Genomic DNA, 26,339 nt, shown 5'->3' on the forward strand with positions numbered 1-26,339 from the left:
CCTGAGCTGGTCGGTCGCGCGTCGCGCAATCTCGGCATACCACGTCGGCAGCATCCGCTCCTGCACCAGCAGCCAGGCGGCGTGGTCATCCGTGTGCGCCGCGCGGGAGAAACCATGCAGTTCACGCGCAGGCGTTCGAAGCTGAATGAGCCGCGCGGCCATTCGATCTCTTCGGTCGGTCACGGCAGCGTGCCCTTCAGATGACGCATCTTGTCGGCGGTCGCACGCGATGTCGAGGATCGTTCCGATACTCTCGCTGGATATTACGACTCAACGACTCTTACAACCATACTGGCCCGCCGGCGGTCGCAATCTGACCCCATCGCAATCGAGGCTCAGACACCGATGAACGAAGACCCGATCGACGCCAGCATCATCGATTTGCGCGTCGCGACACTCCGGCAGTTGTTCAATGAAATGGATCCGTCTCCGCTGCGGGAACGCGACCTGAATCCCAGGACAGAGGAATACATCGTCGGCTGGTGCCGCGAGCTGCCGCGGAATGCCGCGCTCTGCCTGCACATTCACGTGGATCGTTCGGACGAGGAATCGAGCGATCCGGCAATCATCGGCGAATCGATACGTCACTTCTTCCGGGGAAGAAGCATTGCCACCCGGCTGCGGCTGCGACGCTTGTTCGCTCACGGGCGGATTGCGCTGGTCATCGGGTTGGGATGCCTTGCCGTGGCGTTCGGCCTGAGCAGGCTGCTCGAGGACTTCGGCCCGTTCGGCGGATTCTCGGGCATCGTCAAGGAAAGCCTCGTCGTCGGCGGCTGGGTCGCGATGTGGCGACCCCTGGAGATCTTTCTCTACGATTGGTGGCCGATCCTCGCCGACGCGCGTTTGTCCGATCGACTCGCCGGAATGTCGGTGCGGATCACTTGCAAGAATACGGAGGCGACACCACGCGCAACGCACCCGTAACAACCGGCACCTGTTGCCGCGGCTATTCTTGCTGCCGGCGACACCGAACACCTGCGGAACCAACCTGACCCACAAAGCATCCGGTTACACGATCACCGGCGTTCTGGAGATAAACATGTCCCGTATGCCTGCCCTGTTCATCGGCCATGGCAGCCCGATGAACACTCTCGAGTTGAACGGCTTCACGCGCGCCTGGCGCGCGCTTGGGGCAACGTTGCCAAGGCCGCGAGCCATTCTCGCGGTGTCAGCGCATTGGTACATCGGCGCCACCGCCGTGACGGCGATGGCAAAACCGCGCACGATTCATGACTTCTACGGCTTTCCCAAGCCGCTGTTCGATTTCGAGTACCCGGCGCCTGGCTCACCCGAGATCGCACAGGAAATCGTCGATGCGGTAAAACCAGGCTGGGTGGGAGCGGACCACGGTGAATGGGGCCTGGATCATGGAACCTGGAGTGTCCTGGCACACCTGTTCCCCAGGGCGGACGTTCCGGTGATCCAGCTTTCGATCAATGCGTCGAAGCCGTTCGACTATCACTTCGATCTCGGTACGCGCCTGTCGGCGCTGCGTGATCGAGGCATCCTGGTGCTCTCCAGCGGCAACGTCGTCCACAACCTTCGTCTCATCGATTGGAAACGGCCGACCGAAGGCGCGGACTGGGCGCATCGGTTCGATGAAGCCGCCGTGGCGCAAATGCACGACGAGCCCGCCGCGATCGCCAAGCTCGGCGAACATCCGGACTTCGCAAGAGCCGTACCGACTCCCGAGCATTTCATTCCACTGCTCTATACGGCTGGCCTGGCCGCGGTCGAGGGACGCTGCCAGTCGTTGCTCCGCAGCTATTCGCTCGGCTCGCTCTCGATGACCTGCTACAACGTGGGTGCGGACCTCGACCTGCCGGGCGAAACCGAGGGCGTTGCCGACCTTCCGGGCGACGTGCCGCCCGACCAGACCAACACCTGACGAGTTGCGCATACGCCGGTCGCAATTTCCACCCGCATGGAAAGCCACCGCGGAAGGCGTACATGACTCGCTTGCTCTTCTGCATGAGAGCAGGCATTGAACTGGACGATGCCGAGCCCTTCGAGTTCGATTCACCACCGGCTACTGACCTGGGAGCACACAGTCATGTCATACGAGCCAAGTCTCATCGCTGCCGAACGAACCGAAGACTACGGGAAACTGATACTGCGACTCGCATTGGGCGGGCTGATTCTCTTTCACGGCGTCGCCAAATTGACGGGTGGGATCGGCTTCATTGCCGATGTCGTGGCGAAGGCCGGGCTGCCCTCGTTCGTCGCCTATGGCGTCTACGTCGGTGAAGTCGTCGCACCGGTACTCCTGATCGCCGGCTGGTACTCCCGCATTGCGGCGGCAGTCATTGCGATCAATATGGTGTTCGCCATCGCCCTGGTGCACGTGCCGGAGCTGTTTACGTTGAACGGCAGCGGCGGATGGGCTCTCGAACTGCAAGGCATGTTCCTGTTCACGGCCGTTGCCGTGGCGCTGCTGGGGCCCGGGAGGTTCAGCATCAACAGACGGTGAATCCGCGAACGGGAGAAGTACCGCGCCGCCACAGTATGGCGCCACTCAGCCGGACGCAGCGCCAGCATCCGAGGCAGACCCGCCGGAGCCGACTGGCGAACCGGGAGCGACGTCATGAGCACCAATGGGGGAACGACGTGATCGAACTCGTCATCCAGCAGCGTCGCCGCGATCTCGGCAGCTTCGAGGTGGGCCGCGTACTGCCGTTCGCGAAACGCCGCATGGTCGGGCCCTACATCTTCTTCGACCGCATGGGCCCGAAGGATTTCGCACCGGGCCTGCCGCGGGAGGCGGACATTCGACCGCATCCGCACATCGGACTGTCGACCATCACCTATCTGTTCGACGGCGAGATCATGCATCGCGACAGCGTCGGCTCGGCGCAGGCGATTCATCCGGGCGAGGTCAACTGGATGACCGCCGGCCGCGGCATCACCCACTCCGAACGCTTCGAGCGCCTGCGCAAAGAAGGCGGACCGCTCGACGGCGTGCAGGCGTGGGTGGCATTGCCCGACGAACGCGAGGAGATCGATCCGGGCTTCTGGCACTACGCGAGCGAATCGCTGCCGGTGTTCGACAGCGATGGCGCGGCCGGGCGCCTGATCGCGGGACGGCTGGCCGGCGTGACGTCGCCGGTGCAGATCGACTCGCCGCAGTTCTACGTGCACTGGAAACTGCGTGCCGGTGCGCGCGTATCGCTGCCGGCGGAGTATTCCGAGCGCGCGGTCTACGTCGCCGGCGGCGAGGTGGAACTGGAAGGCCAGCGCATCGAGCCCGGCGCCATGGCGGTGCTCACGCCCGGCAAGGCCGCCACGATCTCTGCACTCGGTGACGCCGTGGTCATGGCGCTCGGCGGCGAACCGGTGGGGCCGCGCTACATCGACTGGAACTTCGTGTCGTCGTCGAAGGAACGCATCGATCAGGCGCGCGATGACTGGCAGGCCGGACGCATGAAGCTGCCCGACCTCGACCACGACGAATTCATTCCTCTGCCGCCGAAGATCGGCGAGGTCAGCGAACCCGAGCCTGGGTCATGAGTGCTGGTGATACTCGATGGCATCCACCGTGTGTCGAAAGGCGACGAGCTCCGCATGCCAGGCTTCGCCGGCGAACTGTCCGACCGGCAGATCGCCACATTGGGCAACTATCTGACTCGCAGCTTCGGCAATAGCGCCGCCACGGTCAGCGCGAACCAGGTGAAGGAACTGCGGCTGCGCCCGGCCTCCGTTGGTTCTTAGTGTCCAGATGAGTGGATGCTTCGACGACCTTGGAGAAGGACGGGGGTGTCAAGTTGGCGGAGTCGCTTGCTGCCTTGAAGGCGCTTCAAGACGCATCGCGAGCGACATCAAGGGATGCCTCAAGCGTATCGCCGACATACACGCGTCCAGCGCGCTCAGCTGCATATGAACCCCAGCAGATCCCCGTTCACCCGTTCCGCATTGATCGTGCACAGGCCGTGGCCGAGACCCGGATAGATCTTGAGCGTCCCTTTTCTCAGCAGCTTTGCCGATAGCGGTGCGGAGTCTGCGATCGGCACGATCTGATCGTCGTCGCCGTGCATGACCAGTGTCGGCACGTCGATCTGCTGCAAATCGTTGGTGAAGTCCGTTTCCGAAAACGCCTTGATGCAGTCGTACTGCGGCTTGATGCCGCCCATCATTCCCTGCCGCCACCAGTTGTCGATCACGCCGTCGAGCATCTTCGCGCCCGGACGATTGAAGCCGTAGAAGGGACCGGCAGGAACGTCGCGATAGAACTGCGCGCGATTGGCGATCAGCGCCGCGCGAAAACCGTCGAAGACCTCCAGCGGCAGGCCGCCCGGATTCTTCTCCGACTTCGCCATCACCGGCGGCACCGCACCGATCAGCACGGCCTTCGCCACGCGGCCGCCGGCGCCGTACCGGGCAACATACCGGGCCACCTCGCCGCCGCCGGTCGAATGGCCGATGTGGATTGCGTCCTTCAGATCCAGATGCGCCGCGACGTCCGCCGTCGCCGGATTCCTCCCGAGATCGCCGTGGGGATCACCCAGTACGCCGGCGAACATGCCCTGACGGAACGCGAGACGGACGTGCTGCGACAGATCGCCGACGGCCGCTCGAACAAGCAGATCGCCCGCTTCCTCGACCTCGCCGAGGAAACCGTCAAGACGCATGTGAAGAACATTCTCGCCAAGCTGCGCGCCGACGATCGTACTCACGCGGTAACCATCGCGGTCAGGCGCGGGATCATCGAGTTGTGAACGTGCATCCCGTCGCGGAGACACGTGAGCGCCTTGTTCAGCCCGCCGAGCGAATACCTACTCCAGCAAACCGGCGATATGCGCGCGCGAGCACACCGATGTGGGTGCTCGATCGGACGTCAAACGGTTCATCCGTCAGACGAACCACCCACGCATCTGCTGGTGTTTGCTCCGCCAGACGCAACCACTCGCCGTCACGCTCAGCATCTGGAAAGTCCAGGAATTTGCACGTCGCTGCAGACCAGTAGTTGACCCAGTGCAACTGGTCCGGCTGAGCGGAGTCGAACCGCGCGCCGCCGGTCGCGACCGGGCGTAGTGAGGGCAGGACTTCGCCAGTCTGTTCGAGAGCAGCAATCACAGGTGCCGCGCTTATGTTCGCCACTCCAGATCGCGCCAGATTTGCGTATGCGTAGAGTGCGTTAGCACTGAATAAGGGAGTGAAACCACCGGCGTACACGCCCGCCGCATCACCGCAGACTTGAAGCAGCCGTGCACGCTCCTCCCAAGACGACGCAGGCGTAAAAACTTGAAAATCGAAAGCTAGACGCGCTCTATCATTAAGAACTCCACGAATCGATATCGACGCCTTGCGATCGAGCGAATTTCGAATCAGCAGATCTCGGAAAGGCGTCCTCGCGACAGCATCTAGGTGTGATCGTCGATCTTTCAGTCGTACGACTTTGCGGCCCACCAGCCCATGGATCAATGGCTGCTGCGACGGAAACTCGACCTCGAGCGCTGCGCACAATCCATCGAGGCCTGAGGCCCATTGCTCTGGCTGCGTAGTGATCGAGAAATTCAGGACGCAGTCCTCGCGCAAACTTTCTCGCATGGGATCCATCGAATTCATTGACCTGCCTCCTATTGACCTGCCTCCTCGAGCCAAGGACTCAACTGAACCGCCGATAGAGATACACCAGAAGTATCAGTATGCAGACCAGAATGCCTTCGATGATCAATCCCTTTCCCGCCAGCGTCAGTCCGGGATGATTCCTGTCGACGCGTCTTTCCCGGTTCTTGCTTCTGCTTTTCATGTGCCGCCGGCGTACTTCACGTCGAGACGCCCCCTATAGGAGCTGATGGTGAAACATTGTCAGGCCGGCCATCAGATACGCGACTGAGATATCCGCCTCTGCAATGAGCCTCGTGCGACCACTCACGAACTTCAGCGCGTATCTCGCACAGGTAGCCGAGCGAGAGCATTACAACACCGAGCAAGATCGCACCTTCATCGTAGTAGGCTACCGCCCCACGAAATCCAATGCGTGGACTGCCAAGCGTGATTGCCCGCCGACTGATGCCTCGCGCAACTGTTCCGGATTTTCGCTCGGATCTGCTTGCAGGGGGGGCTGCTCGGCAGATTGTCCGGATCGAAGTCCTGCTGAACTCACCCGAGGCGCGCATTGTCGAGACAGTCGAAGGCGACCCGCGCATTCTGAGTCGCAATGGCATCGCTGGTGGCATCCACCAGCGCGTCGATGCCCTGCTCGAGCGCAGTCTACTCGGCCTGTAACTTCGCCACCCATCTGCGCGTGACGCTCGCGGATGCCCTGCGACACACGCTTGCATCCACCTCCTTCACCTCAGGCATTCGCATCTCGTCGTCGTTGCTTGCTCCGTTCATTGCTCGCTCTCTTAATGAATACCAGGAGCGTATTGTCCGCGTCCTTGCGAGGAGCGAAAGTACTCTGAACATCGGAGACCAAACCATCTGCAACAGCGATGGAACCGTCAGGCTGTTGCTGTGCAATGAGCCAGTCGGGGCTGGCAACCGCAGTCACACACAACGATACGTGCAGGCAGATCGCAACAACTGCTGCCACCATCCTTGTTACGTTCAAGCCCAATCTCCCTCAATGCGGCGGTCACGGTCTCGAGAGTGCGTGTAACTCAACCTTGGTGCGGAAATTCTGCTCCTGGGTCACGGCGCGCGAAGGCCAACCGACAGTAATCCACAGTCGCGCTCGACAGCTGTCCGAAGCGCCGTTGGCCAAGCGTCGAGGATCTGCGCCACTTCACTCTCGCAAGGGTAATGATCGAGGCGATACAGCTGCGCACCCCGTCTTACAATCGCGTCGCGATTCTCTCCACTAATCACATTCTCAAGCTGACCGAGAAACTCCGGCACCTCTCCTGGGGAGAGCAATACATTGCCAAGATGACCTGGCAATTTACCGGCCACCGCCTTACCGACGCCGTAATAGAGGATTGAGACAGGCGTCACCCTTGACGTACTCGTCAGGCTGATAACCGTCCCAGCTGTGAGTTCCAGCTCAGGCGCGTCTCCAAGCGTGATGCCCTGCCAAAATTCCCTCACTGATTCCAGATTGAAAGTCCTTTGGAACTCATCAAGCACTACCGACTCCGCCGTGTCTTCAACTTCTGACCAGCGTTCAAAGACTTCCTTACTGCACAGTGCTCGCTGTCGATATGGCTCGATCGAACATCGGCCTCATGCGCAACACCTGCGTAGGCGTAACAGCCGCATGCAACCACCAATGATTTGCACTCATGTGAATCGAGTCTCTCTGACTGAAGAGCTACTGCAAACAGCGAGGTTCCGCTCCCAGCGTCGTAGGGACGCTGCCGAATCCGAGTCGCACCAAGGCATCGTAGTGACCCTGATCGGCAACAACGCATCTGAATGGACGCTTGCATTGCCGAGCGACAGCCGCTGACGGGACTCCCCCTGCAAAGTCGTCTGCTGTGATCGCTTGCTGAACGAACGGTGGCTGAACACTGTATCGATTCGCCTTGACCTCCCACAAGGAACCATCCGCAGACATGCCATCGAATCGCTTGCTCTGTCCGAATGGTGTCGTCACCAGTACACCGCATTCTGGATACACGTCCGACACGAAATCTGCGCAAGTGTTATGAACGGGATCTCCGCCGAGATGAGGGGCAGACCGGCTCATACTTGCACTCGCAACTCTCCTGATTTGGATTGTCCTCACAGCTTTCGTTGCAATCCTCTTCGTCGGGGTTGGGCTAGGCAACGCAGTGGGCAATGGAAACAACGACTCGGCGGCGGCACCACCCTCCGCGGCCAACAGCGCGAGTTCAATCACCGCCATGTGATACGTGAACAACACTGCAATTCGGTTTAATCAATGACATTGTCTGCTTGTCTAGGCACGCCATCTGCAACGAGTTAGAAAGCTTCTGAAGCGCTTCCGTTGCAATGGATCTTCGCGAAGCTCTGACCGAGATCGCGGTCTGGATCGCAGATGGCTCACCCAACATGATCTCGAGACGCTCCCCGTCCAGAATCAAGCTTCCCCACAAAATACCTGCCGTAATACTCCACCGGGTAGCAGGGTATGCAGTGCTGAGGAAGCCTCTGACATCTTCCGATGTCCCGAGAAATTGCATAGCGCTCGCATCTATCTCGTCGGCACTGCACAAGTCCCGTGTCGGGCGAAAGAACCAATAGTCGCAACTCATGGCGACAAACACCCCGTTTCAATCAATAACTGAGTTGGAAGCCTATCGAACCCTCTCCTCAGCAATTCTTCATAGTGTTCGCGGTCTGCAACGACGTAATTGTAACTTCGCTTGCATTGACGCGCGATGTTGCTTTCCACCTCTGCGGCTGTGAAGTCATCAGCAATGATCCGTCCCTTAGTAAATGGGTTGTGTCGACTGTATCGATCGGTCTTGAACTCCCAGAGGGTTCCATCGGCAGACATAGCATCGAAGCGTTTACCTTGCCCACCAGGCGGAGTGACCAGCACATCGCATTCTGGAAATAATTTAGCGCAGCAAGATTTTGTGGCGTCGTGGTCTGACCTGCGTGTACAAACGCCCGCAGAGCGAGCGCGGTATCGAGAGGCGTACTGTCATATCCTGGCAGTTCCCCCATACCACCATCACTGCTCTGGCGGAGCAGAAGGTCTGATACAAGTACCTGTGTGGGACTTCCACGCTCAGAAGTAAGCTTCAGCTGTCGCGCGACCACTTCCGTCCCGCGATACGGATAACCAAGCACAAACGCTTCGGCAGCCATTGGTGCCGCCATACGCAGGACAGAAACTGCTTCTGCGGTTGATTGCACGGGTAGCGCAATGTCGCCAAGCGAGACGATGCTGCCATCTGGCTGGCTTTGTTCCATCAACTAGTTGGTATCTACCTGTGCGACTGCGGACGTGAAGGCACCGAACCCCAGGGCAAGCGCACCAAGCCAACTCGTCAGCAGATGTCGCAATGGTCGCTGCCCTCTGACAAGAGGACGTGCACTCCTCATTCCTGATCGACGCGAATTCGCAAATGCCGTGTCCAAAACATTGTCTCCTGACAGCCCGCCGTGGCGACCAGCTCATATTGGTTTGAATTCTCCGACGAAGCTCCACACCCCTTTGGGTGTGGAATACGACAGACGGACGCTCAAAGTTGCCCGGCCACCTCAATTGCTACACCGAGCCTTGTATCCACTCGTTCTGCATGCCCGTCAGGATGGGAGAAGAGAAGTGTCTGATCATCTTTCCATGCAATTGAGCCCGGCGAGCGTGCTTTTCGGAGCACATATTCTGGATCCGCACTCACCTGTGTCGAGTCAAGCAGCCAAAGCTCAACGTCGGGATCGCTGTACCGCTTGCATCTGACAACCTTGAGAACTGCAGTCATCCTGCCGTCGGGTGAAGGCACGCTCTGTACGATCCGAGTGCCGCACTTTTCGCGAGAATCATTCCAGTACAGCAGCGACCCCATTAGGACGATAGTCATAACGAGGGCGAGTGTCGCCTTCACCCTGCCACGCGCGCGGGTATTGCAAATGCGTTAAGTACGGTGCCCGCCAGCAGCAGCGCCGAGCCGCCAACGACAAAACCCAACACCACATACAGCACCCCAATGACCCTCGCGACGACGCCTCGCTTCTCCGCGCGGGGTTTCATTGGATAGGCCATTGGATCAACGATTGGCCATTGCCCTGCGATCAATGCCTGCATGCCCACGGCCACTATCATGAGTCCCGCGATTCCAAGCAGCGTAAGCGACAAAACAACGCACCAACCGACCATTGATCGAGCGGAGTCAGCATCCACCTGGATGACAACAGGTTGCAAAATGGCCGCCAGAACGACAGGGCCAAAGATCACCGTCGCCAGTATCAGCAACGAAGGCTTCTTCATTCCGGCTCCACAGGAGGTGACGGAGGCGGTCGTACGAAGGTTGCCAGAGCGGCCATGAGGAACATGATAAGAAGCGAAAGAGCCAATCCAGCAACGAACGTTGGCGCGAACACGAGCGATAGCACTATTCCGCCGATTGCAAGCAGACCCGCACCGACTAGCACTGCGCTCGTTTCGTCTGAGTACCAGAGCGACTCGAATTGGGCGAACGCCTCCAGCCCCAGTGCAATCACTGCAATGGTTGCCCCTGGTCGGCCACGACATAGTGAAACGATCGCTTGCACTGACGAGCGATGGCTGCCGATGGAGGCCCCTCGACCAAGTCATGCGTGGTAATCGCTCTCCGTACAAAGGGATTCGCCGTACTGTAGCAATCGAGCACTTGCTATTCGTGCTTTCATTTGAGCGCCTTGAAGGTCGTTGAGCGGATTACAAATGGCACCAGTACGCCAAGGAACACCAACAAGAACACTATCAATCGGCGTGAGAAATCGTTCGCAAACAGCACCGCAGCAGCGATGCCCGCACTGAACGCGGCAATGACGACGGCCCATAGAATAACCACAGCGCGACAGACGGGGCCGTATGGTCGCCGTCCGGCTAACGACAGAATCAAACCGATGGCCAGCATGGCCGGCAACGCGGCGACTAGAACGATCCCCAGTTGAAGCACTAACCGCGAGGGCTCAGACGGCATCTTGATTGCTCGGTTCGCTAGACTTCAGAAGGAACGCGTGGTCGATCCATCATGTGCGGCAAGCTGATAAACAGCTGTGTCACCCAGTAAAAGGAATTCGAAAGAACGGCTCCGATCAAGGAGAGGAGCACAGGTCCGATATTCGAGTTCGCTTCCCCCTTGGGGGTCAGGTTGTAGCGCGCCAATAGATTCAGAACAATCACCATGACCGACAAGGTTATGACTGCTCCCTCGCGCTGTTCTGGAGTCAACTCATCTGCGTTCATTATCTGGTCGACTCGATCCACATAGCTATTCAGACCATAGAATAAGTGAAGCCCCCAGTATGAGCAGTGGGACTAGACCTATGCCCACAAAGAGCGCGCCGACAGCGACGACGAAGAAGCTCGCAATCGCTGCGAAGATCCATGCGCCGTTTGCACCGCCACCGATCTTCCATGCCGCGGCTCCCGTTTCTGGATCGACCAAGATGTATCCAGCGCCAGACCAGCCGGGCACACTTACGGCGTCCGTGTGCGTTATCACGTGCCTACCGCTTGCGAGAGCAGAAGAGCTCTCTGCCATCGTACCCGGATCATGGTGTATTCGTGACAATGTCACTCCTTGGTTCTCCGGCGTGATGTGATACACACGCTGGCCCGCTGCGCTAGCGAGACTCATCGCCTTCACGGCCGAGATCGCATTCACCGGATTGCTGCCTGCGCCCCCAAGCAACTGCTCAGGCACTGCGTGTTCCAGGAATGAAGACATCGCCCCTAGCCCGCATTTCTCGTGCGCCGTGAAAAGGCACGGCGCACGAGAAATCCGGGTTAGTTCAATTCCTTAGAACGGCAATCAGCGCACCGACCAGTACGCCGCCGCAACACCAAACAGCAAGCAACAAGAGCAGCGTTTCAACCCGCAGCACCGGACATTCAGGAATGAAATCCGATCGCCCGCCAATCAGAGGACGGTAGAGTCGAAACTGGGTCCCTGGTTGATAGAAATCCTTGAGGCGGTGAAACCGCCTGGACCTTTCGACAGCCGCTCTATTACTGCGACAGAACAACAGGCGCACCGCACCCTCACCTTCCTTCGTGTGGTAACGCACCGTCAAGAACACCTGTTGGGCCTTCGGCACACGCGAATCGCCGAGCGTCACTCCATCAACCACCGCCAACTCAAATGGCAGCCAACGCTTGAATGCAATGGAGAATAGGTGCACCAACAGCCACGCCACGAGGATGCTGAACACGGCCACTATCATCCACAGCACTACACCCATCTGAGATCTCCTCGAAATCGAAGCGCGGTGAAGTACATCAGTTTGATAGTTAGGAGTGCAGCTGCCATGGCAACAGAAACAGCTGCCGCTATTGCCACTCCGACGACCAGCGGGATCGCAACAGTTCCTATCGGAGCCGCTATCGCGGCTGCAACGGCTCCAGTGAGGTAGTTTGTAATACCAAAGAAGAGCATTTCAGTGCATACCCGCAGGATCTTCTCTGAGGTTGAGAGTGTGTCATCCGACCAAATAGTCATCGCATTGAGCGCAAAACCCACGTATCCCAGCGCCTGTGTCGCATTGCCTACTCTTGCAAGGTACTTCATGCGCTCGGAGTACCAAAAGTCCCGGCCGACATAGTTGGCGGTTCTACCTTCCAGAAATCCGGACGCACCCGCAGCTGCGATCGTGATGGCATCCGAAGCCTGTTGAAAGCCACCATTCATCCCGCCGGAGATCTTGTAGGCTCCGGCTCCCGTGGATGGATCGATGAGCAAGTAGCCACTTCCGGTCCATCCGGGGACGCTTACTGTCCCTGTGTGCAGGATCGCCAACCGCCCTGCCGCAACCGCTGCACTCACTTCTTGAGCCGCCTCGGGGGCCAAGCTTACTTGCGCCAAGGCGCTCGCGAGATTTGACTGATCTGCTCCGACAATACGCCGCCCCTGAGACACTGCGATCTCAAAGGCGCGTGCTGCGGAGATGGCACGCGTATTTGGATCCATCTGCTCGGGAATGGCGTGTTCCAATGCCGAAGACATTATTCCAATCTGCAAAGTCAACGAGCGCGAGACGCTGGAATCTCCTGTTGAACTGCCAACGATATTGACCATCGGCACGTTGAAGACAGACGAACCTGCCTTGATGCTGCGTGGCACTCCGAAGAAATAGTCCACTTCGGGCTCATAGCCAAAGGTGCCCACGCCCGCACCCAATGCGAAATGACCACCTCCATTGCGGGCAAGCATCAGAGCATTCGCCTGATATTGGCCATAGTAGGCGAGCAAGCCCGCATAGTAGGGGTCGCCTAGCAGATCATCGCGAGTGAGCTGTGCGGCATCCGGATTGCCTGGAATCTCGACCGCATTTCCTACTCGGCTGAGTTCGGCCCGCTGCTGACTTAGTCGACTATCGGAAACGGACCCTGCAAGCGATGCCACTGCAAGGTATGAACCAGCGGGTAGCCGGTAGGAGAAGGTCTTGGGACCACTACTCACGAATTTCGGTGTGAATACAAAATCGATCTCATGCCCGAGACTCACCGAGGCGCCGCTCATCACGACGTTGTCATCAATCTTGATCTGCGGGACTACGCGAACCAGATAGCCGGGAATGGGCCTTATGAGCTGACTGAAATCTGTGACATCGCCCGAAGGAAGCAATGCAGACAATGCATCCCTGTCCGCTTGAGTCGCGGGTTGGAAGGAAAGCGTTATCCGCCTTCCGTTGGTGACCGCAAATGCAAATATTTGCGGGTCGACCGGCTCGCCTTCGATGTCACGGCCGAAAGCAAATGAGATCTGCTGTTGAAGCGAGGCGGGTACAGCCGCAAAACGGGCACCCGCAACCAGCACCCGGTTAGCCAATCCGGACGGTAGCGTCGGAGAGGTCAAGGTAACGATGCGTCGGCCACCCAACACTTCACCAACCGAAGACTGCCCAAGAGTGCTTCCAACATGCGCCTCCAGGGTTGCTCGCGCCTGCAGCTGCGATCTCTGCAGCAGGCTGCCGTTTAAACCGTCAATCCAGCCTGCACTCTCATTGATTGTTGCCGAGGAAATCAGCGACTGCGCAAGCGCGGTCGGATTCACTCCTGCTGCCTCGCGCGCATCAATACCCGTGTGGTACTCGAATTGTTTATAGCTTGTGTCGAGCGAAACCCATGTATCCGCTGCACGGTTGCGCGCACCCCTGGAAGGCACGAAGTCGATAGCCGCCTCAACCCACACATGTTCCATGCGAACTTTGGTAATTCGTCCGCCCGCCGTCACTGCTACGAGCGGAACGCCGCCAGCTGAGCTGAAATCGATTGCCCCGAGGACGGATTCGAAGCCGCCGGTCCAGTTTCTGAACTTCGCCTCAGGAAGTTCGATTGTTCCGTAGACGTACCTGGAAGGGACGCCGGAAGCGCGAAGCAATGCGATCGTGAGACTGGCGATATCGAACGCATTTCCTTGGCGAGAAGACAGTGTCAGCGAAGCATCCTGAATTGCACCCCAGGTGGGCTGAAAATAGATGCTGTTGCGTACCCAGTTGTATATCGCGACAGGATCTCGGTTGAGTTCCTCCGCTTTGGCCCGGATTGCCGAATCAATCGACACTTCTGCCGTTGGCTCAAGATAGGTGGGGGTGCTGGCTCCGGGAAGTTGGCTGAGATCGAACGGCGTCGCCTGCGCGTATCGCGCTGCTGCCTCGTTCTCGGTCAGCAAGGCCGCCTGGAAGGCATCCACAGTTAGCTTGGGCTTGCGTTGCGGGTCGGCCTTAAGCAAGTCATTGGGTAGCCTTCTTGAGTCGAAGCTTTGGTGCGATCGATCGAGCGGGGTTGCATTCAACCGGTCCAGCAAGTCTTTGGACTTCTTCTGCGCGAGCGCATCATCAGGCGTTTCGAGGATCACATCGATGTCGGCTTCCACCGCTAGGGCCTGCGATGCAAATGTCTGCACCATTGCTGCCTGTCGATCGAGAATGACCTTGGGAACATTCCTGCTGGTGAGAAGAGCCGTGGTCCCATCAAGTTCGGCCTTCACTTCCGAGGTCAATTGACGGTAGTCCTGCCTCCACGATGAGAGATCGGCCCGCAGCGACTGAATCGAGGCAGAGCCTGGACCCGACCCACGACCTGTTCTGTCGATGAGCGCTTGCAGCCGCGCCTTCGCCCGCCCCAACGTCCTTCCGACGTTCTCTCGCTCCTGAGCGACCCACTGACGACGCAACTCTTGCTGATCCGAGTACTGCTGCATCGCGTGAACGCAGGGCGATACCGTCACTGTTGTGAAGCTGACCAGCACAATGCCCGCTATCGTCCGCATGAATCCATTCGAGCTCTCGGCTCTGCCGATATTCATATCCATACCGTCTCTTCTTCTTACCAAGAATGATTGGTTCATTGAACCCGCCTGCTCAGTTCCCAGATCGCCCCATCGATCATGAGGCGCAGCTGCGCGGACTGCGCATGCGAGGCCTGCATCGCCTCCGAACTCGCCTGCACCAGGCTCGCCAGCGCGAACTCCTCACAGCCGCGATCCAGCCACCACTGCGTCTTCTCCAGCCAGAACCACGCTCCCAGGAAGCGGATGCTGGTCTTCGACAACGTGATCGCCTGTGCCAGCGTCGCGCGCGGCTGCGCCTGCAGGCTCAAGAGCGCATGCGCCTGATCCAGATAGCTGCCACCGCCGCCCGACTGCACCTGCGCATCGAAGTTCACCGCCCCGGCCTGATCCGGCAGCCGCACCCACGCCGTGAACGTCTGCTGCGCATTCGCCGCCAGATCGAACGTCCACACCAGTGCGTTGTTGACGACCTCCGCCTCCACCGGATCGATCAGCGTCACTCCCGCCGGCAGCGGCAGCACCGCCCGACCCGGCGTGGCGGTTGAACGGTTCGTGACCGTGAGCCGCAGCGGCACGACCTGTCCGGCATATCGAGTCGTATCGCTCGGTGCGATCTGCACCAGCGCATTGCGCAGCAACGCCGCATGCAGACTCGTGCTGCCTGCCAGCGTCGCCTCCGCCAGCAGGTCATAGCCCACATACACGCTCTTGCCCCGACCATAGCTATAGGAGGTCGCGGCGGTGTCGTAGCTCGACACGTTCTTGAAGCGGGCGATCGACTGCGCCCCGTTCAACCGGATGCGCAGCGCCTCGCTCGCCAGGCTCAGAGAGGCCGTGCCCGCCTCGCTCCATGGCGCCGCCAGCGTCACCGCACTCACGTGCACCTGCCGCCCGAGCGGGGTGATCCCCAGCGCCGCATCGAACCCGTGATGACGATGATCGTGCTGGCCCGCATCGAGCAGCCCTTCGCCGCGATACACCGCCTCGCGCAGTTCCTTCTGCACCTGCTCATCCAGCTTCTCGTGCTCGGCGAAGAGCGCATAGCGCGAGTACACCCCGGTACGCAGCTGCCGCTCGAACGCCTCATCCTCCGTGACGATCGTGTAGGACTCACCGGCCGCATCGAGTTCCTGCTCCAGGAACGCACGCTGTTGCGCGAGCGTCGGCAAGCCCAGCAACGGCGGCGGCAGGCTGCCGCCACTGCGCGTGCGGCCCCCCGAGCAATGGAAGTCGCCGAAGCGCGCCCCGTGACCGGCCTTCCAGCCGCAGCTCTCGCCCATCACGTTGCTCTCCACCACCAGCGGCGGCAGCGACTCCGCCGTCGCCGTCGCCACCATCCGGTAGCCCGACCCCAGAGCGCTGTTGCTCGCGATCTTCACCGTCAGCACCTCTGCCGAGACGCCCGTGATGCTCAGGTCCGCCGAGCCCCCCTTCCGCTGGTTCACCGCGCCGCGGTACTGCGCCAGCGCCCCCGACTCGACATCCCCCCGCCGACCCTGCTCATCCAGCAGTTCCACCTCGATGCGTGCATCCGTCGGCAATCGCGTCCGGAACGGCGCCCACAGCTCCACGTCCTTCACCGACGTGCACGGCCAGGCGTTCGACTCATCCAGCAACACCAGCAACCGGCCTGCCCCCTCGCTCCTCAGTACCGCTTCCAGCTGGATCGAAGGTGCGATGACCTCGAAGCCGGCCGAACCGATCTGCACCGTACGGCCTTGGTACGTCGCATTCAGCACGCAGGCATAGCCGCCCAGCGGCAACGCCGTCGTCGCCACACTGCGCGTCAGCACGTGTTCCTGCCTTGCAGCGAAGTCACGCGACACCTCACCCGTCTGCACGACGCTGCCGTCCTCAAGACTCACGAGCGACTGCGTCAGCACCACGCCGGCATATGCAGTAGCAGCCACATTGCTCGCCGTGTCGATACAGACGTTCGCTGCGCCGCGCTCGATCCGCGTGCTCTGCACGGACACACGCCCGCGCAATGCCTGGAGTTCATCGCGCTCCACCGCAAACTGGCCGCTCGCCGTGGCTACCACTGCATGCGAGAACCCATCGCGAACCACCAGCTCCACGGAATAGTCACCAGTGACCGCATCCGACAGGTTCAGCGTGGCAGTCACGTCACGCAGTGCCTGCGGGCCCAGCTCGGTCAACGAGAACGTACGCGTGAAGATCACCTGGCCCGACGGTGTTCGAACCGTGAGTTCCGCGGTCGTCGGCGCCTGAATGGCGTTCTCGCTCAAGTTGCGGATACGACCATTGAGCTGCACCGCATCCCAGGCCGCATAGACCGGCTTGTCGGTCGCAATGCTGGCCCCGGCGGCAGCGCCCACATGCACGACCTGGAACGACGCCTGCGACTCACTCACCAGAACGGAGGCCTGGTTGTACAACTCGCCATGCACGGCATAGCCACCTGCCAGGACGGTGCCGGTGTTCCAGGTCGACGGGACGACAACGGCCGCGCCCGTTTCCAGCGCACCCACGGCCACCGAACCCAGATCGGCCACGAGCGCACCGTCCGCCGCCCGGATGACCAGCCGCAACTCGCCCGAGGTGATCGGCGGCCCCGCATTGGTCACGTTGCTGCTGATGCCGACGTTCGCATTAGCGGCATAGGCCGGCTCATCGGTGCTCAGCGCCAACACCAAGTCACTCGCCGCCCGCACCACCGGAATGACCAGATCGCTGCGCAGCGTCTCCTCGGTAAAGGAGTTCTTGAACTCCAAGTACGCCTGCGCTGCAACCGCGCGTTCCTCCTGGTATCCCAGATCGGCGAGCGTCGCATCGAAGCTGATCGTGCGGGCATTGTTGGTCACGCCCTGCAGCGACCATTTGTATTGCGTCCCCTCCGTCACGGCCACCTGTGAGGCCGGCGCCTGGCTCGGATTGGAGAGCAGCACGTCCGCCGGCATCACGACCGTGAGATCGGTATCGATACCGCCGAGTCGCTCCAGCGCGAGCGGCAGGTACGCCATCACAAAGCTCGTCGGCCCCAGCTTGGTCGGGAATACGCCGGTGGTGTAGTTCCAGCTGAAGTCCGCCTGCTGCTGGTTCAACAGGTAGGTAATCGAGTTGCGGATCGCCGGATCGTTCACCGACGGATGCGTGTACTCGAGCGCCAGTCCCACAAACGCCGTGGCGTACGGATCGCTCACGGTGCGACTGACGATGTAGGCCCAGCCGCCGTCCGCGCGCTGGCGCTGACGCAGCAGATTTGCAATGTAGGTGATCGCCGTGTCGATCTGCGCCTGCAGGCCTAGATCGCTGACGTAGGGACGTGCCTCTGCCAGCGTGATCAGTCGCATGGCATGCAGATCGTTCCACTGACTGTTGTCGGTGTAGCGCGCCAGCGTATAGCGCACCACACGCTCCAGCGCCGACTGCATGTTCGTCAGCTGCGGCGTCGCCAGCGGCTGGGTGACCAAGCGATACAGACGGCGACTCGCCTCGTGGCTCGCATAGACATTGCCATCGATCAGGGCGAGCGCACCGTAGTTGTAGGAGTTCATCGAGTCCATGGTGACCATGCGCTCGACATAGCCATCGGCCGCAATGCGCCAGACCCCGGACGGTGTGAAACCGCTGTTGCTGTAGCCCGCCGAGTTGGCGTAGAGCGTGCCGTCGGCTGTACGGCGCAGCCAGACCGGCTGATACGCGAGTCCGCGTGCGAACGGCGCGGCAACGCCTGCCGGCGAGACCTTCAGAATGTTGAAGCGTCCATAGTTTGCAACGTAGAGGCTGCCCTCCTCGTCGAAGACAAGGCCGACCGGCTGAGCCAGCAGCCCGCCACTGAGGAACGTCGTGACCGTACCCGCCTGCGATACCTTGAATATGCGATGGCCCTGATAGTCCGACACATACAGGAACCCATCCGGTCCCAGCACGATATCGAGCAGGTTGGTACCGCCGATCGTCGCGAGGATGGTGCGCGTACCGTCGACAGCGAAACGCAGGATCGAGGTGCCACTCGTCACATACGCCGTACTGTCCGCCGCAACCGCCAGGCCGTAGGCATTGGTGATGCCGGTGGCGACCGTGCGTCGTTCTCCGGTCTGCAGATTGCGAACATACAGCGCGTTGTTGTACTCGAGGTACCACAGGGTGCCGTCGGCAGCCTGCTCAACGTCCATGACATTGGGACTGCCGAGTTCGTACGCCGCCTCAAGTCCGTAGTCCGGCACCGACTGCCCCTGCAGCTCCTGCGCCATGCGCAGCGTCGCGGCGATGCCCTTGGTCGCGGCCATGGTCGGACCTTCGGTGTTGCACCACCATGCGCCACAGTGATCGTTGCTCCACCACGACTGCGTGCCCGAGGTACTCAGACGCGTGAGCTGGTAGCTCGCCGCCTTGTACATGCTGCGAAATACCTGCTGCGTATCCGGCCAGGCGCTGAGCGACCACGTTGCCAGCGCCGTCTGCACCGAGGCGTGCTGCAGGTGGCTGGCATGCAGGGCGCCGTTCGCCTGCTGCGATCCGACGATGTCGTTGTACAGGTACTGCAACGCATCGCGGTCGATGTCCGTCTTGTCCAGGCTTGCGGCCAGACCCATGATGCTCTGCGTCTGGGTATGGCATCCCAGACAGCGATTCGTCTCATTCCACAGCGGCGCCTGTTGAGCAACAAAGAGTCCGCCCTTGCGCACCGCCTCTTTCACCGCGAGGAACAGCGGATCGGTACTGGTGCCGGTGCGCACGTCCACACCGCGCATCGAAATGCTGGCGCGCACCGTCTGCGTGCCCATCGGCACGACCGAGCGATCCACCGTGAACGTGCCGGTCGCCTTGTCGCCGACATACAGCACGCCATTCACCGAACCGGTTGTGGCCGCGGACTGCGCGACCACCATCACCGGCAGGTCACCTGCCCGCGTCGGCACCCAGCTGCCGAATTCGAGCATCTCGCTGTCGCCGACTTCCAGCAGGGCCGCGGTGGCCTGCGCCGAATGCAGCAGGTCACCGGACTGCGGATCCAATACGCTGAGCGTGAAGCTCTCTCCCGTCAGGGGCAGATTGCCCTGGTTCATGACGAGCGCGGACAACTGCACCGGCTGGGTCGAACCGGACTGCGCCAACGGCGGAGTCAGCGCCAGACCGCCCGTGATCGCCAACGTCTGGGTCACCGTGCCGCCACCCTCTCCCAGGGCGAGCACCACACCGCTCGGCAGTTCGCGCGTCACCGTGCCCGGCTCGACAACGCGCACGCGCATCCGGTACTGACCCGGCGCGAACTGCGCCGTGTTCCAGGCCATCTCCAGATCCAGCGACTCACCTGCCGCGAACCCGAACAACGTCGCCGGCGTCTCGGTACCGACGGCAAACGGCGTCACGCTCGCCACCTGTGCATCCGAAGCATCGAACACATCGGCAATCACCAGCGCCGAGCGATCCCCATCGCTGAGGTTCGTTACCCGTGCGACGAAACGTTGCTGCGTATTCGCGCCGGTCCCAGTCGCCGTCGCGACCACCGAGACCACATCGAACAGGTCCGCCACCGCACCCGGCTCGCGCACCAGCGACACATCGATGGCGTAGGTCCCATGCTGGGCGAGTTCAATCTCGTAGCGGCTCTCCGAATAGCCTGACAGCGATGCACTGAGCGAGAACTCGTGCACGTCGACGCCGGCGATCTCGAAAGAACCATCCGCCGCGGAGACGGCGGCGGCATTCGTCCCAGCGATGCGCAGGCTCACGTTGCCGAGCGGCTCCGCCGACACCGAGTCGCGCGCAAAACCGCGCAACGTCGAGGCCGTGGCTTGCGGATCACCGCCGACCGGCGGCAACGCAAACGTGCCGTTGACCTCACCGAACCCGGACGCCGTCAGCGCAAACGAACGTGTCTCATGGCCCTCTGCGGCAACCAGCACATCGAACGACAGCTCGGTCAGTCCCGACGCGACGAAGCGACCCTGGGCATCCGACGTGAGCGTTGCTCCCGAGGCAGCAATACTGATGGTGGCGTTCGGCAGCGGCCGGTTGTCGAGACCATCCACCACCACACCCGTGAGCGTCAGCGTGGTCGCGGCCACCTCGGGCGTTGCCGCATAAAGCGCGAGATCCCCGAGCGGTGCGACCGCACCCGCCGGCAGCAGGAAGGAATAGCTTGCGCCCGCATACCCGGCGGCGCCGATTTCCAGGCGGTGATTGCCACGGGCCAGTGCCGCCAGTTCGAACGAGCCATCGTTGCCCGACGCGCCGCTGGCCACGCCATCGAGCGTGAGCTGCGCACCGGCAAGTGGCAGCCGCGAGATGCCATCAACGATGCGACCTGCGACATCGATCGGCGACTCATCCAGGAAGGCACCGTCGCGCGTGAGTCCTTGCTGGATGGCCGTGACCGACCCGGCAGGTGCATCGAGCATGCCATTGGCCAAGCGATAACCCGTGCGCTCGAAGCGCACGCTGTAGCTGCCGGGCGGCAGGTTGGCAATCTCGAATTCGCCCAGGGCATTGCTGCTTGCGCTCGCAACACCCGGACCCGACAGCGATACATTCACGCCGCCCAGTACGCTGCCATCATGCGCATCCACAATCCGTCCGCGAACGAGGGCCAGTTGGGGCAACTGCGCCAGCAGCACCGTGCCCGCATTCGTGAATTGACCGTTGCGGACCGACACGGCGCGCGACACCGAGGCGTAGCCCGCCTTGCCGATCGTGAGCGTCGTCTCGCCCGCCGCAATTCCCGACAGCGCGAAATGGCCTTCGGCATTGGTCAGCACCTGCCCACCCGCCGCGCTCGTCACGACCGCCCCTTCGATCGGCGCCGACGTACCGGAGCGCAACACGTGACCCGTCACGACCCCGCCCGACTCCGGCGTCGTGACACCGCCGACGCGCGCATCAAAGACATACAGCGCGCGCAGCGCAAGCGCCGTGGTATAGACATCGTTCGACCAACTCGTGTTGGCAGAGCGTCGCGCGCGCAGCGCCGTGCCGCTCGCCTGCAGCGCACCAACATCGGCCACCACCGTCGCCAGCGTCAGCAGCGACTGTGCACTGAGCGCATCCTCACCCCACAGCGCATCCGCAACGCGCCGCGACAGCAAGAAACCCGTGGCATTGCCGACCGCGGACGACACGGCAGTGAATCTCGCGCGATAGGCATGCAGCGCACGGGCGACGATCGAGGTCACATAGAGATCGGAAGCCGCCTCGCCGAGGCTCCATCCTCCCTCGCTGCGCTGGTTCTGCAGAAGAAACCCGACCGCGTAGCCGGTAGCGGCATGAGCCAGGTTGCCGCTTGCCGCCAGGGCCTCAAGCGCGAACGCCGTATCGAGCGGACTGCTCTGGTAGCCCGGCAGTTCGCCGAAACCACCGTCACTGTTTTGATGGGTGAGCAGTTCCGAAATCTGTGGGCCGGTGGGACTGCCGGCATCGGCTGCAGCGATGATCTGCCGGGAAAGATGCTCGGTACCGCGGTACGTCTCGACACCAAGATAGGCCTGTGCGGGCCCGACACTCGCTTCGCGTCCCAGCACACGCAGCGTGCGTACCGCCTCGGCAGAACTCTGAAATGGAATAGCCACATCGGTTGCGCTCGCGACCGATCCGTCGGCCTGCTGTTGGCTGAGCAACCAGTCAGCACTCGCGGACGCATCCAGCGCGCACAGCGCGCACATCCATATCACCGCCAGTACACGGTAGATCTTCGCCATCCGTCGCTCCTCCCACGCGAGTCCATCGCTCGCACACCCGATCCGCGGTGCACGACGGCAGCACGAACATCAATGCCATGGCATCGATGCGGTACACAGGCGCTGCAGGGAGATATCAGAGCAACCATCCCTGGTCATCGCTCGCGGGCGTGTCGTCGTTGTTTGCTGCCCGTCGTCCTGGGCCGGGAAGATGCAACGCGGCTGCTGATGAGTCAAGACCGATGGGCCGTACTTGGCACCTCTGGTCAAATCACTCCCTCACAACTCGGCCACGAGCGCGGGAAGGAGCCTTCCAGCGCACGCTGCGCTGCCTAACTTGACACCCCCATCCTGTCCTTCCCCCGCTGCGCGGAGGAAGGGACGCATTGATCGACTTCATCCCGAAACGGGCGATCTCACCCCGCCGCAGCGCGCAGCAGCGCCACCACGCGCTCGCGATGGATGCCGAGCAGCGCAGGCGACAGCGCGGACAGGGACTGATAATCGCCGCGCGCGGCCGTGGCTTCGAACGTCCGGACGAATTCCGTACTCCAGGTCGCATCGGCCTGCGATGGCGGTTGCAGCGACTCCATCCCGGTCATGAGCGCCTGCGCCGCCGATCGCTGCGCGTTGCGAATCGCCTCCAGCGCATCGACGACCTTCTGCAAGGTGTCGCGCCGGGCGGGCGGGTTGTCCGCGCTCCACCGATCGGGGCGGATGACGGGTTCTTCCGCGACGATGCGCGCCGTCGCGAACTGGCCGGTGGGAAAGCGTCGGCCTTCGCCCTTGATGGCCAGTGCATCGCGGGTCGTCGACCACGCCGTCTCGGGCACGCTGAAGCCGAGTTCTCCGTTCGCGTCCCGCGCTGCGCGGATGCCGTTCGGTGCGAGCGCCCGGTCGAAGCGCTGCACGATGGCTTCATCGGACAGGCCGGGCTCGATCGTCACGGCCGCGGCATGCTGCGTGCGTCCGCCGACCGCGAGGTACAGCGTCTCCGCGTCAGCGGTCCGCAGCGCGGCGAGGGAAAGCCCGCGCACCGTGAATGTCTGGCGCGCGTCGCCGGGCGCAACCTGTGCCAGCCGGCCGTCGAGCGTTCCACCCGTCGCCGCCGGCCGCTCGCGCCACAGCGCCTCGAAGCGGCGCATCTGTCTCGCAAGATCCGCCGTCGAGGGTTCGCCCGCAGGCGTCAGTTGCGATGTCAACGCGCTCCTCAGACCCTGCAGCTGTCCCGCCGCGCGATCGAGAAACTCGACCGTGCGCTGGGCAGTGGCGACACGCTGGTTGAGCTGCGTATCGACGCCTGTCAGGCCGCCGCGAAGAGAGGCGGCCTGCCGCGTCGACTGGAGCGGAGAATCCGGTGCGCGCACCGCCTCGACCGGGGTCACCGGCGGCGCCGGCTCGGAACGCGCCGTGGTCGCCACCCGCTCGGGCGTGGTACGTGGGGCGACCGGGCGTCCGGAATCGATCAGTGCAAGTTGCATGGCGCGGCGCTGTGCGATCGTGTCTACAGCACTTCGAACAGCGACAGCCGGCTGACCTGGGAATAGGCCTTCTGGGTCGCCTGGATCGCCGCGGTGTAGCCGTTCATCTTCACGGCCGCATCGCCGTAGTCGAGCTGCCCGATGACCAGCGCGGCCTGCTTGTTCGACAGGCTGACGTTGCCGTGATTGCTCTGCAGCGTCGCCAGGATGTTCTGCGAGCCGCCGAGCCGCGCGATCTTGCCGCTGTTGGTTTCGATGGCCTCGTCCAGCGCGTTCATGGCCGCGCCGATCTGCGCGCGCACGGCCGGATCGTTGACGTTGATGCCCGGCGTCTGCAGCGTCGTGAGGATCGACTCCAGCTCATTCATGATGACCGCCATTTCCGGCAGGGTCACATTGGCCGGCTGCGTGATGCCGTTGCCGACGACGACCAGCTGTTCGGCGGTGTTGCCCGTCGCCGTGTAACGCGCTCCCACCGCCGCGAGCGGATCGTAGGTCAGCGTCGGCGCATCGGTCACCGTGCCCGAGAACACGTAGCGGCCTTCGGCGTCGAGCGTGTTGGTGTTGTAGAACATGCTCTCCAGCAGCGGCCGCAGCGAACCCGACACCGCGATGATGTCGTCCGAGGTATTGCTGCCGTCGGCAGCCCACACCAGCAGATCGCGGGCGCTGAGCATGTCGGCCGACATGCCCGCCAGCACCGCCTCGTTGCGCGACATCGCGCCCTGCAGCGTCGAGATGTTGTCCAGGTACTGATCCAGCAGCGCTTCTTCGCGCGTCAGGCGCGACAGCCGCACATTGGCGATGGGATTCTCGGACGGCAGCGAGTAGCGTTCGCCGCTCGCCATCTTCTGCAGGATGCTCTGCAGCCGCGACGAGGCGGTCTGCAGCGCCGTGTTCATCGTCGTGTGGTACTGGGTGCTGGCGATTCTCATGGCCTGAATTCTCCGGGGTAGCCTAGCCCAGCGCCGCGAGCGTGCTGGCGAACAGCTCGTTGGCGACGGCGATCACTTTCATGTTCGCCTGATACATCTGCTGGTACTGCATGAGATTGGCGGCCTCCTCGTCCAGGTTGACGCCGCTGGTCGATTTCCAGCTCTCCTCGGCCTGGTTGCGCACCGTCTGCGCTGTCGCCAGCGCCGCCGTGTTCTGCTGGCTGTCCATGCCGAGTTGCGCCACCAGCTGCGTCACGGCGTCCGCGAGCGACACCGAGCCGAGCGCCGGCAGGATCACCGGCTGTTTCTGGATCGCAATCAGCCGCTGCAGGTTGTCGCTGTTGCCCTGCGCCGCGGGATCCGACGAGAAGGCGAGATCCGCGGCGATCACGCCGGCGCGCACCTGCAATACGCCGGTGACGCCGGTCGAGTCGAACTGGAACAGCGGCTGTCCCGGCGAACCGTCGAGCGCATAGCCTGCGGCCAGCTGGCCGTTCACGTTGTCGGCCAGCTGCTGCGCCATGTCGGTGATCGATTGCATCAGCGGCACCAGCGAGTTGTTCTCGAAATCGTCCAGGCCGCCCATCTGGCCACCCAGGCGCGTGTACTGCAGCGAGAACGTTTCGCTGGCGAACTTCACGGTGAGCGTCTGCGAGCCGTCCGGATGGGTGACGGCCAGCATGGTCGCGGCGCGCGCGCCGACCACCAGCGGCTGCCCGCCGCGCAACGACACGTTGCGCGTGCCGTCGGCCTGCTCCACCACCTGCACCGAGACCAGGCTGGCGAGTTCGTCGATCTTGCTGTCGCGCTCGTCGATGAGACCCGACGGATTGACGCCCGTGCCCTGGGTGCGCGCGATCTCCGAGTTGAGCTTGGCGATCTGCGCCGACAGCGTGTTGACCTGCGACACGGCGGTCAGGCGCTGCTGCGCGACCGACGCGCGCTGGTTCGACAGCACCTGGTTGAGACTGTTGAAACGCTGCGCCAGCGCATCGGCCGTGCCGATGACCTGTTGGCGCAGCGGACTCGACGTCGGTTCGACGCTGGCGGCGTTGAGCGCGGCGAAGAACGCGTCGAGGCCGCTGTTGATGCCGGACTCGTCCTCGCCCAGCACCTGTTCGAGCTGCGTGAGATAGGGCTGCGCCGTGGTCCGCTGCCCCAGTTCGGCGGCGGCCGACCACAACTGCAGGCTCTTGTAGTTGTCGCTGAAGCGCAGCAGCGACGGCACCGTGACGCCGCTGCCGGCGCTGAGCGCCCCGCTCTGCAGCGGCTGCACCGACGCCAGCAGGATGCCCTGGCGCGTATAGCCCGGCGTCATCACGTTGGCGACGTTCTGGCTGGTGGCCGACAGGGCGGCCTGCGCGGCGAGCGCGCCGGAAAGTGCGTTGTGGATGAGCGTCATGTCAGGACCTGTCGCCGTTGCAAGGG

The 26,339-nt window shown here is 62.1% G+C and carries 19 protein-coding genes and 2 pseudogenes; 7 read left to right on the forward strand and 14 right to left on the reverse strand.

The annotated features are described in order from the left end of the window. The first annotated feature begins 210 nt into the window (after window positions 1–210). The 5 genes from V7D81_RS00930 to V7D81_RS00950 all read left to right on the forward strand — a co-directional run bounded on the left by V7D81_RS00930 (window position 211) and on the right by V7D81_RS00950 (window position 3,708). Window positions 211–924, forward strand: coding sequence for a hypothetical protein (locus tag V7D81_RS00930; RefSeq protein WP_324313872.1), 714 nt, complete (start codon window positions 211–213; stop codon window positions 922–924). A gap of 124 nt (window positions 925–1,048) precedes the next feature. Then, window positions 1,049–1,888, forward strand: coding sequence for a 4,5-DOPA dioxygenase extradiol (gene ygiD, locus V7D81_RS00935; protein WP_349257586.1), 840 nt, complete (start codon window positions 1,049–1,051; stop codon window positions 1,886–1,888). A gap of 165 nt (window positions 1,889–2,053) precedes the next feature. Further along, a complete protein-coding gene (locus V7D81_RS00940) occupies window positions 2,054–2,470 on the forward strand; it encodes a DoxX family protein (RefSeq protein ID WP_324313876.1) in 417 nt (138 codons plus the stop codon). Window positions 2,471–2,607: 137 nt separating this feature from the next. Then, window positions 2,608–3,507 (forward strand): pirin family protein, encoded by a 900-nt coding sequence (locus V7D81_RS00945; protein ID WP_324313878.1) that lies wholly within the window; start codon window positions 2,608–2,610, stop codon window positions 3,505–3,507. Then, a complete protein-coding gene (locus tag V7D81_RS00950) occupies window positions 3,508–3,708 on the forward strand; it encodes a c-type cytochrome (RefSeq protein ID WP_324313879.1) in 201 nt (66 codons plus the stop codon). Window positions 3,709–3,863: 155 nt separating this feature from the next. On the opposite strand, the pseudogene V7D81_RS00955 reads toward V7D81_RS00950, so the two are convergent. Beyond that, window positions 3,864–4,460 (reverse strand): annotated as a pseudogene (locus V7D81_RS00955) (alpha/beta fold hydrolase); the annotation flags it as partial. 27 nt (window positions 4,461–4,487) lie between these two features. Between V7D81_RS00955 and V7D81_RS00960 the strand changes: the two are divergent. Next, window positions 4,488–4,712 carry a response regulator transcription factor gene (locus V7D81_RS00960; protein ID WP_324313882.1) on the forward strand — a complete coding sequence of 75 codons (225 nt, stop codon included), beginning with the start codon at window positions 4,488–4,490 and terminating at the stop codon, window positions 4,710–4,712. A 37-nt stretch (window positions 4,713–4,749) separates the two neighbouring features. Here V7D81_RS00960 and V7D81_RS00965 read toward each other — a convergent pair whose 3' ends face one another. Beyond that, entirely contained in the window at window positions 4,750–5,562 is an 813-nt protein-coding gene (locus V7D81_RS00965; RefSeq protein WP_324313884.1) for a DUF5953 family protein, read from the reverse strand. 429 nt (window positions 5,563–5,991) lie between these two features. Here V7D81_RS00965 and V7D81_RS00970 point away from each other — a divergent pair, with 429 nt between their 5' ends. After that, window positions 5,992–6,225 carry a hypothetical protein gene (locus V7D81_RS00970; RefSeq protein WP_324313885.1) on the forward strand — a complete coding sequence of 78 codons (234 nt, stop codon included), beginning with the start codon at window positions 5,992–5,994 and terminating at the stop codon, window positions 6,223–6,225. A 408-nt stretch (window positions 6,226–6,633) separates the two neighbouring features. On the opposite strand, the gene V7D81_RS00975 is transcribed toward V7D81_RS00970, so the two are convergent. From V7D81_RS00975 to flgK, 12 genes and pseudogenes are all read right to left on the reverse strand, one after another. After that, window positions 6,634–7,068, reverse strand: coding sequence for a hypothetical protein (locus V7D81_RS00975; protein ID WP_324313886.1), 435 nt, complete (start codon window positions 7,066–7,068; stop codon window positions 6,634–6,636). A 184-nt stretch (window positions 7,069–7,252) separates the two neighbouring features. Next, window positions 7,253–7,789 (reverse strand): DUF6310 domain-containing protein, encoded by a 537-nt coding sequence (locus V7D81_RS23165; protein ID WP_442958325.1) that lies wholly within the window; start codon window positions 7,787–7,789, stop codon window positions 7,253–7,255. A 366-nt stretch (window positions 7,790–8,155) separates the two neighbouring features. Continuing rightward, a pseudogene (locus V7D81_RS23170) lies at window positions 8,156–8,452 on the reverse strand (DUF6310 domain-containing protein); the annotation flags it as partial. Between the two features lie 1,005 nt (window positions 8,453–9,457). After that, the gene (locus tag V7D81_RS00985) at window positions 9,458–9,844 is read right to left on the reverse strand and encodes a hypothetical protein (protein ID WP_324313888.1); all 387 of its coding nucleotides are present in this window, start codon (window positions 9,842–9,844) and stop codon (window positions 9,458–9,460) included. A 397-nt stretch (window positions 9,845–10,241) separates the two neighbouring features. Continuing rightward, complete coding sequence (locus V7D81_RS00990; protein ID WP_324313889.1) at window positions 10,242–10,541, reverse strand: hypothetical protein; 300 nt, start codon at window positions 10,539–10,541, stop codon at window positions 10,242–10,244. 17 nt (window positions 10,542–10,558) lie between these two features. After that, complete coding sequence (locus V7D81_RS00995) at window positions 10,559–10,828, reverse strand: hypothetical protein (protein ID WP_324313890.1); 270 nt, start codon at window positions 10,826–10,828, stop codon at window positions 10,559–10,561. Between the two features lie 527 nt (window positions 10,829–11,355). Then, entirely contained in the window at window positions 11,356–11,805 is a 450-nt protein-coding gene (locus V7D81_RS01000) for a hypothetical protein (protein ID WP_324313891.1), read from the reverse strand. Further along, on the reverse strand, window positions 11,796–14,876 hold the full coding sequence (locus V7D81_RS01005; protein WP_324313892.1) for a transglutaminase-like domain-containing protein: 3,081 nt from the start codon (window positions 14,874–14,876) through the stop codon (window positions 11,796–11,798). Before V7D81_RS01005 ends, V7D81_RS01000 begins: the two co-directional genes overlap by 10 nt. Before the next feature lie 32 nt (window positions 14,877–14,908). Continuing rightward, on the reverse strand, window positions 14,909–22,516 hold the full coding sequence (locus tag V7D81_RS01010) for a carboxypeptidase regulatory-like domain-containing protein (protein WP_324313893.1): 7,608 nt from the start codon (window positions 22,514–22,516) through the stop codon (window positions 14,909–14,911). Window positions 22,517–22,911: 395 nt separating this feature from the next. Further along, window positions 22,912–23,976 (reverse strand): hypothetical protein, encoded by a 1,065-nt coding sequence (locus tag V7D81_RS01015; protein WP_324313894.1) that lies wholly within the window; start codon window positions 23,974–23,976, stop codon window positions 22,912–22,914. Between the two features lie 23 nt (window positions 23,977–23,999). Beyond that, window positions 24,000–24,911: a flagellin N-terminal helical domain-containing protein gene (locus tag V7D81_RS01020; RefSeq protein WP_324313895.1), complete on the reverse strand. Its 912-nt coding sequence runs from the start codon at window positions 24,909–24,911 to the stop codon at window positions 24,000–24,002. A gap of 22 nt (window positions 24,912–24,933) precedes the next feature. Next, a complete protein-coding gene (gene flgK / locus V7D81_RS01025) occupies window positions 24,934–26,313 on the reverse strand; it encodes a flagellar hook-associated protein FlgK (protein WP_324313896.1) in 1,380 nt (459 codons plus the stop codon). Window positions 26,314–26,339 lie beyond the last annotated feature (26 nt).

The organism is Povalibacter sp., from assembly GCF_036735925.1.
In the GTDB taxonomy this organism is placed as follows: Bacteria; Pseudomonadota; Gammaproteobacteria; order Steroidobacterales; family Steroidobacteraceae; genus Steroidobacter.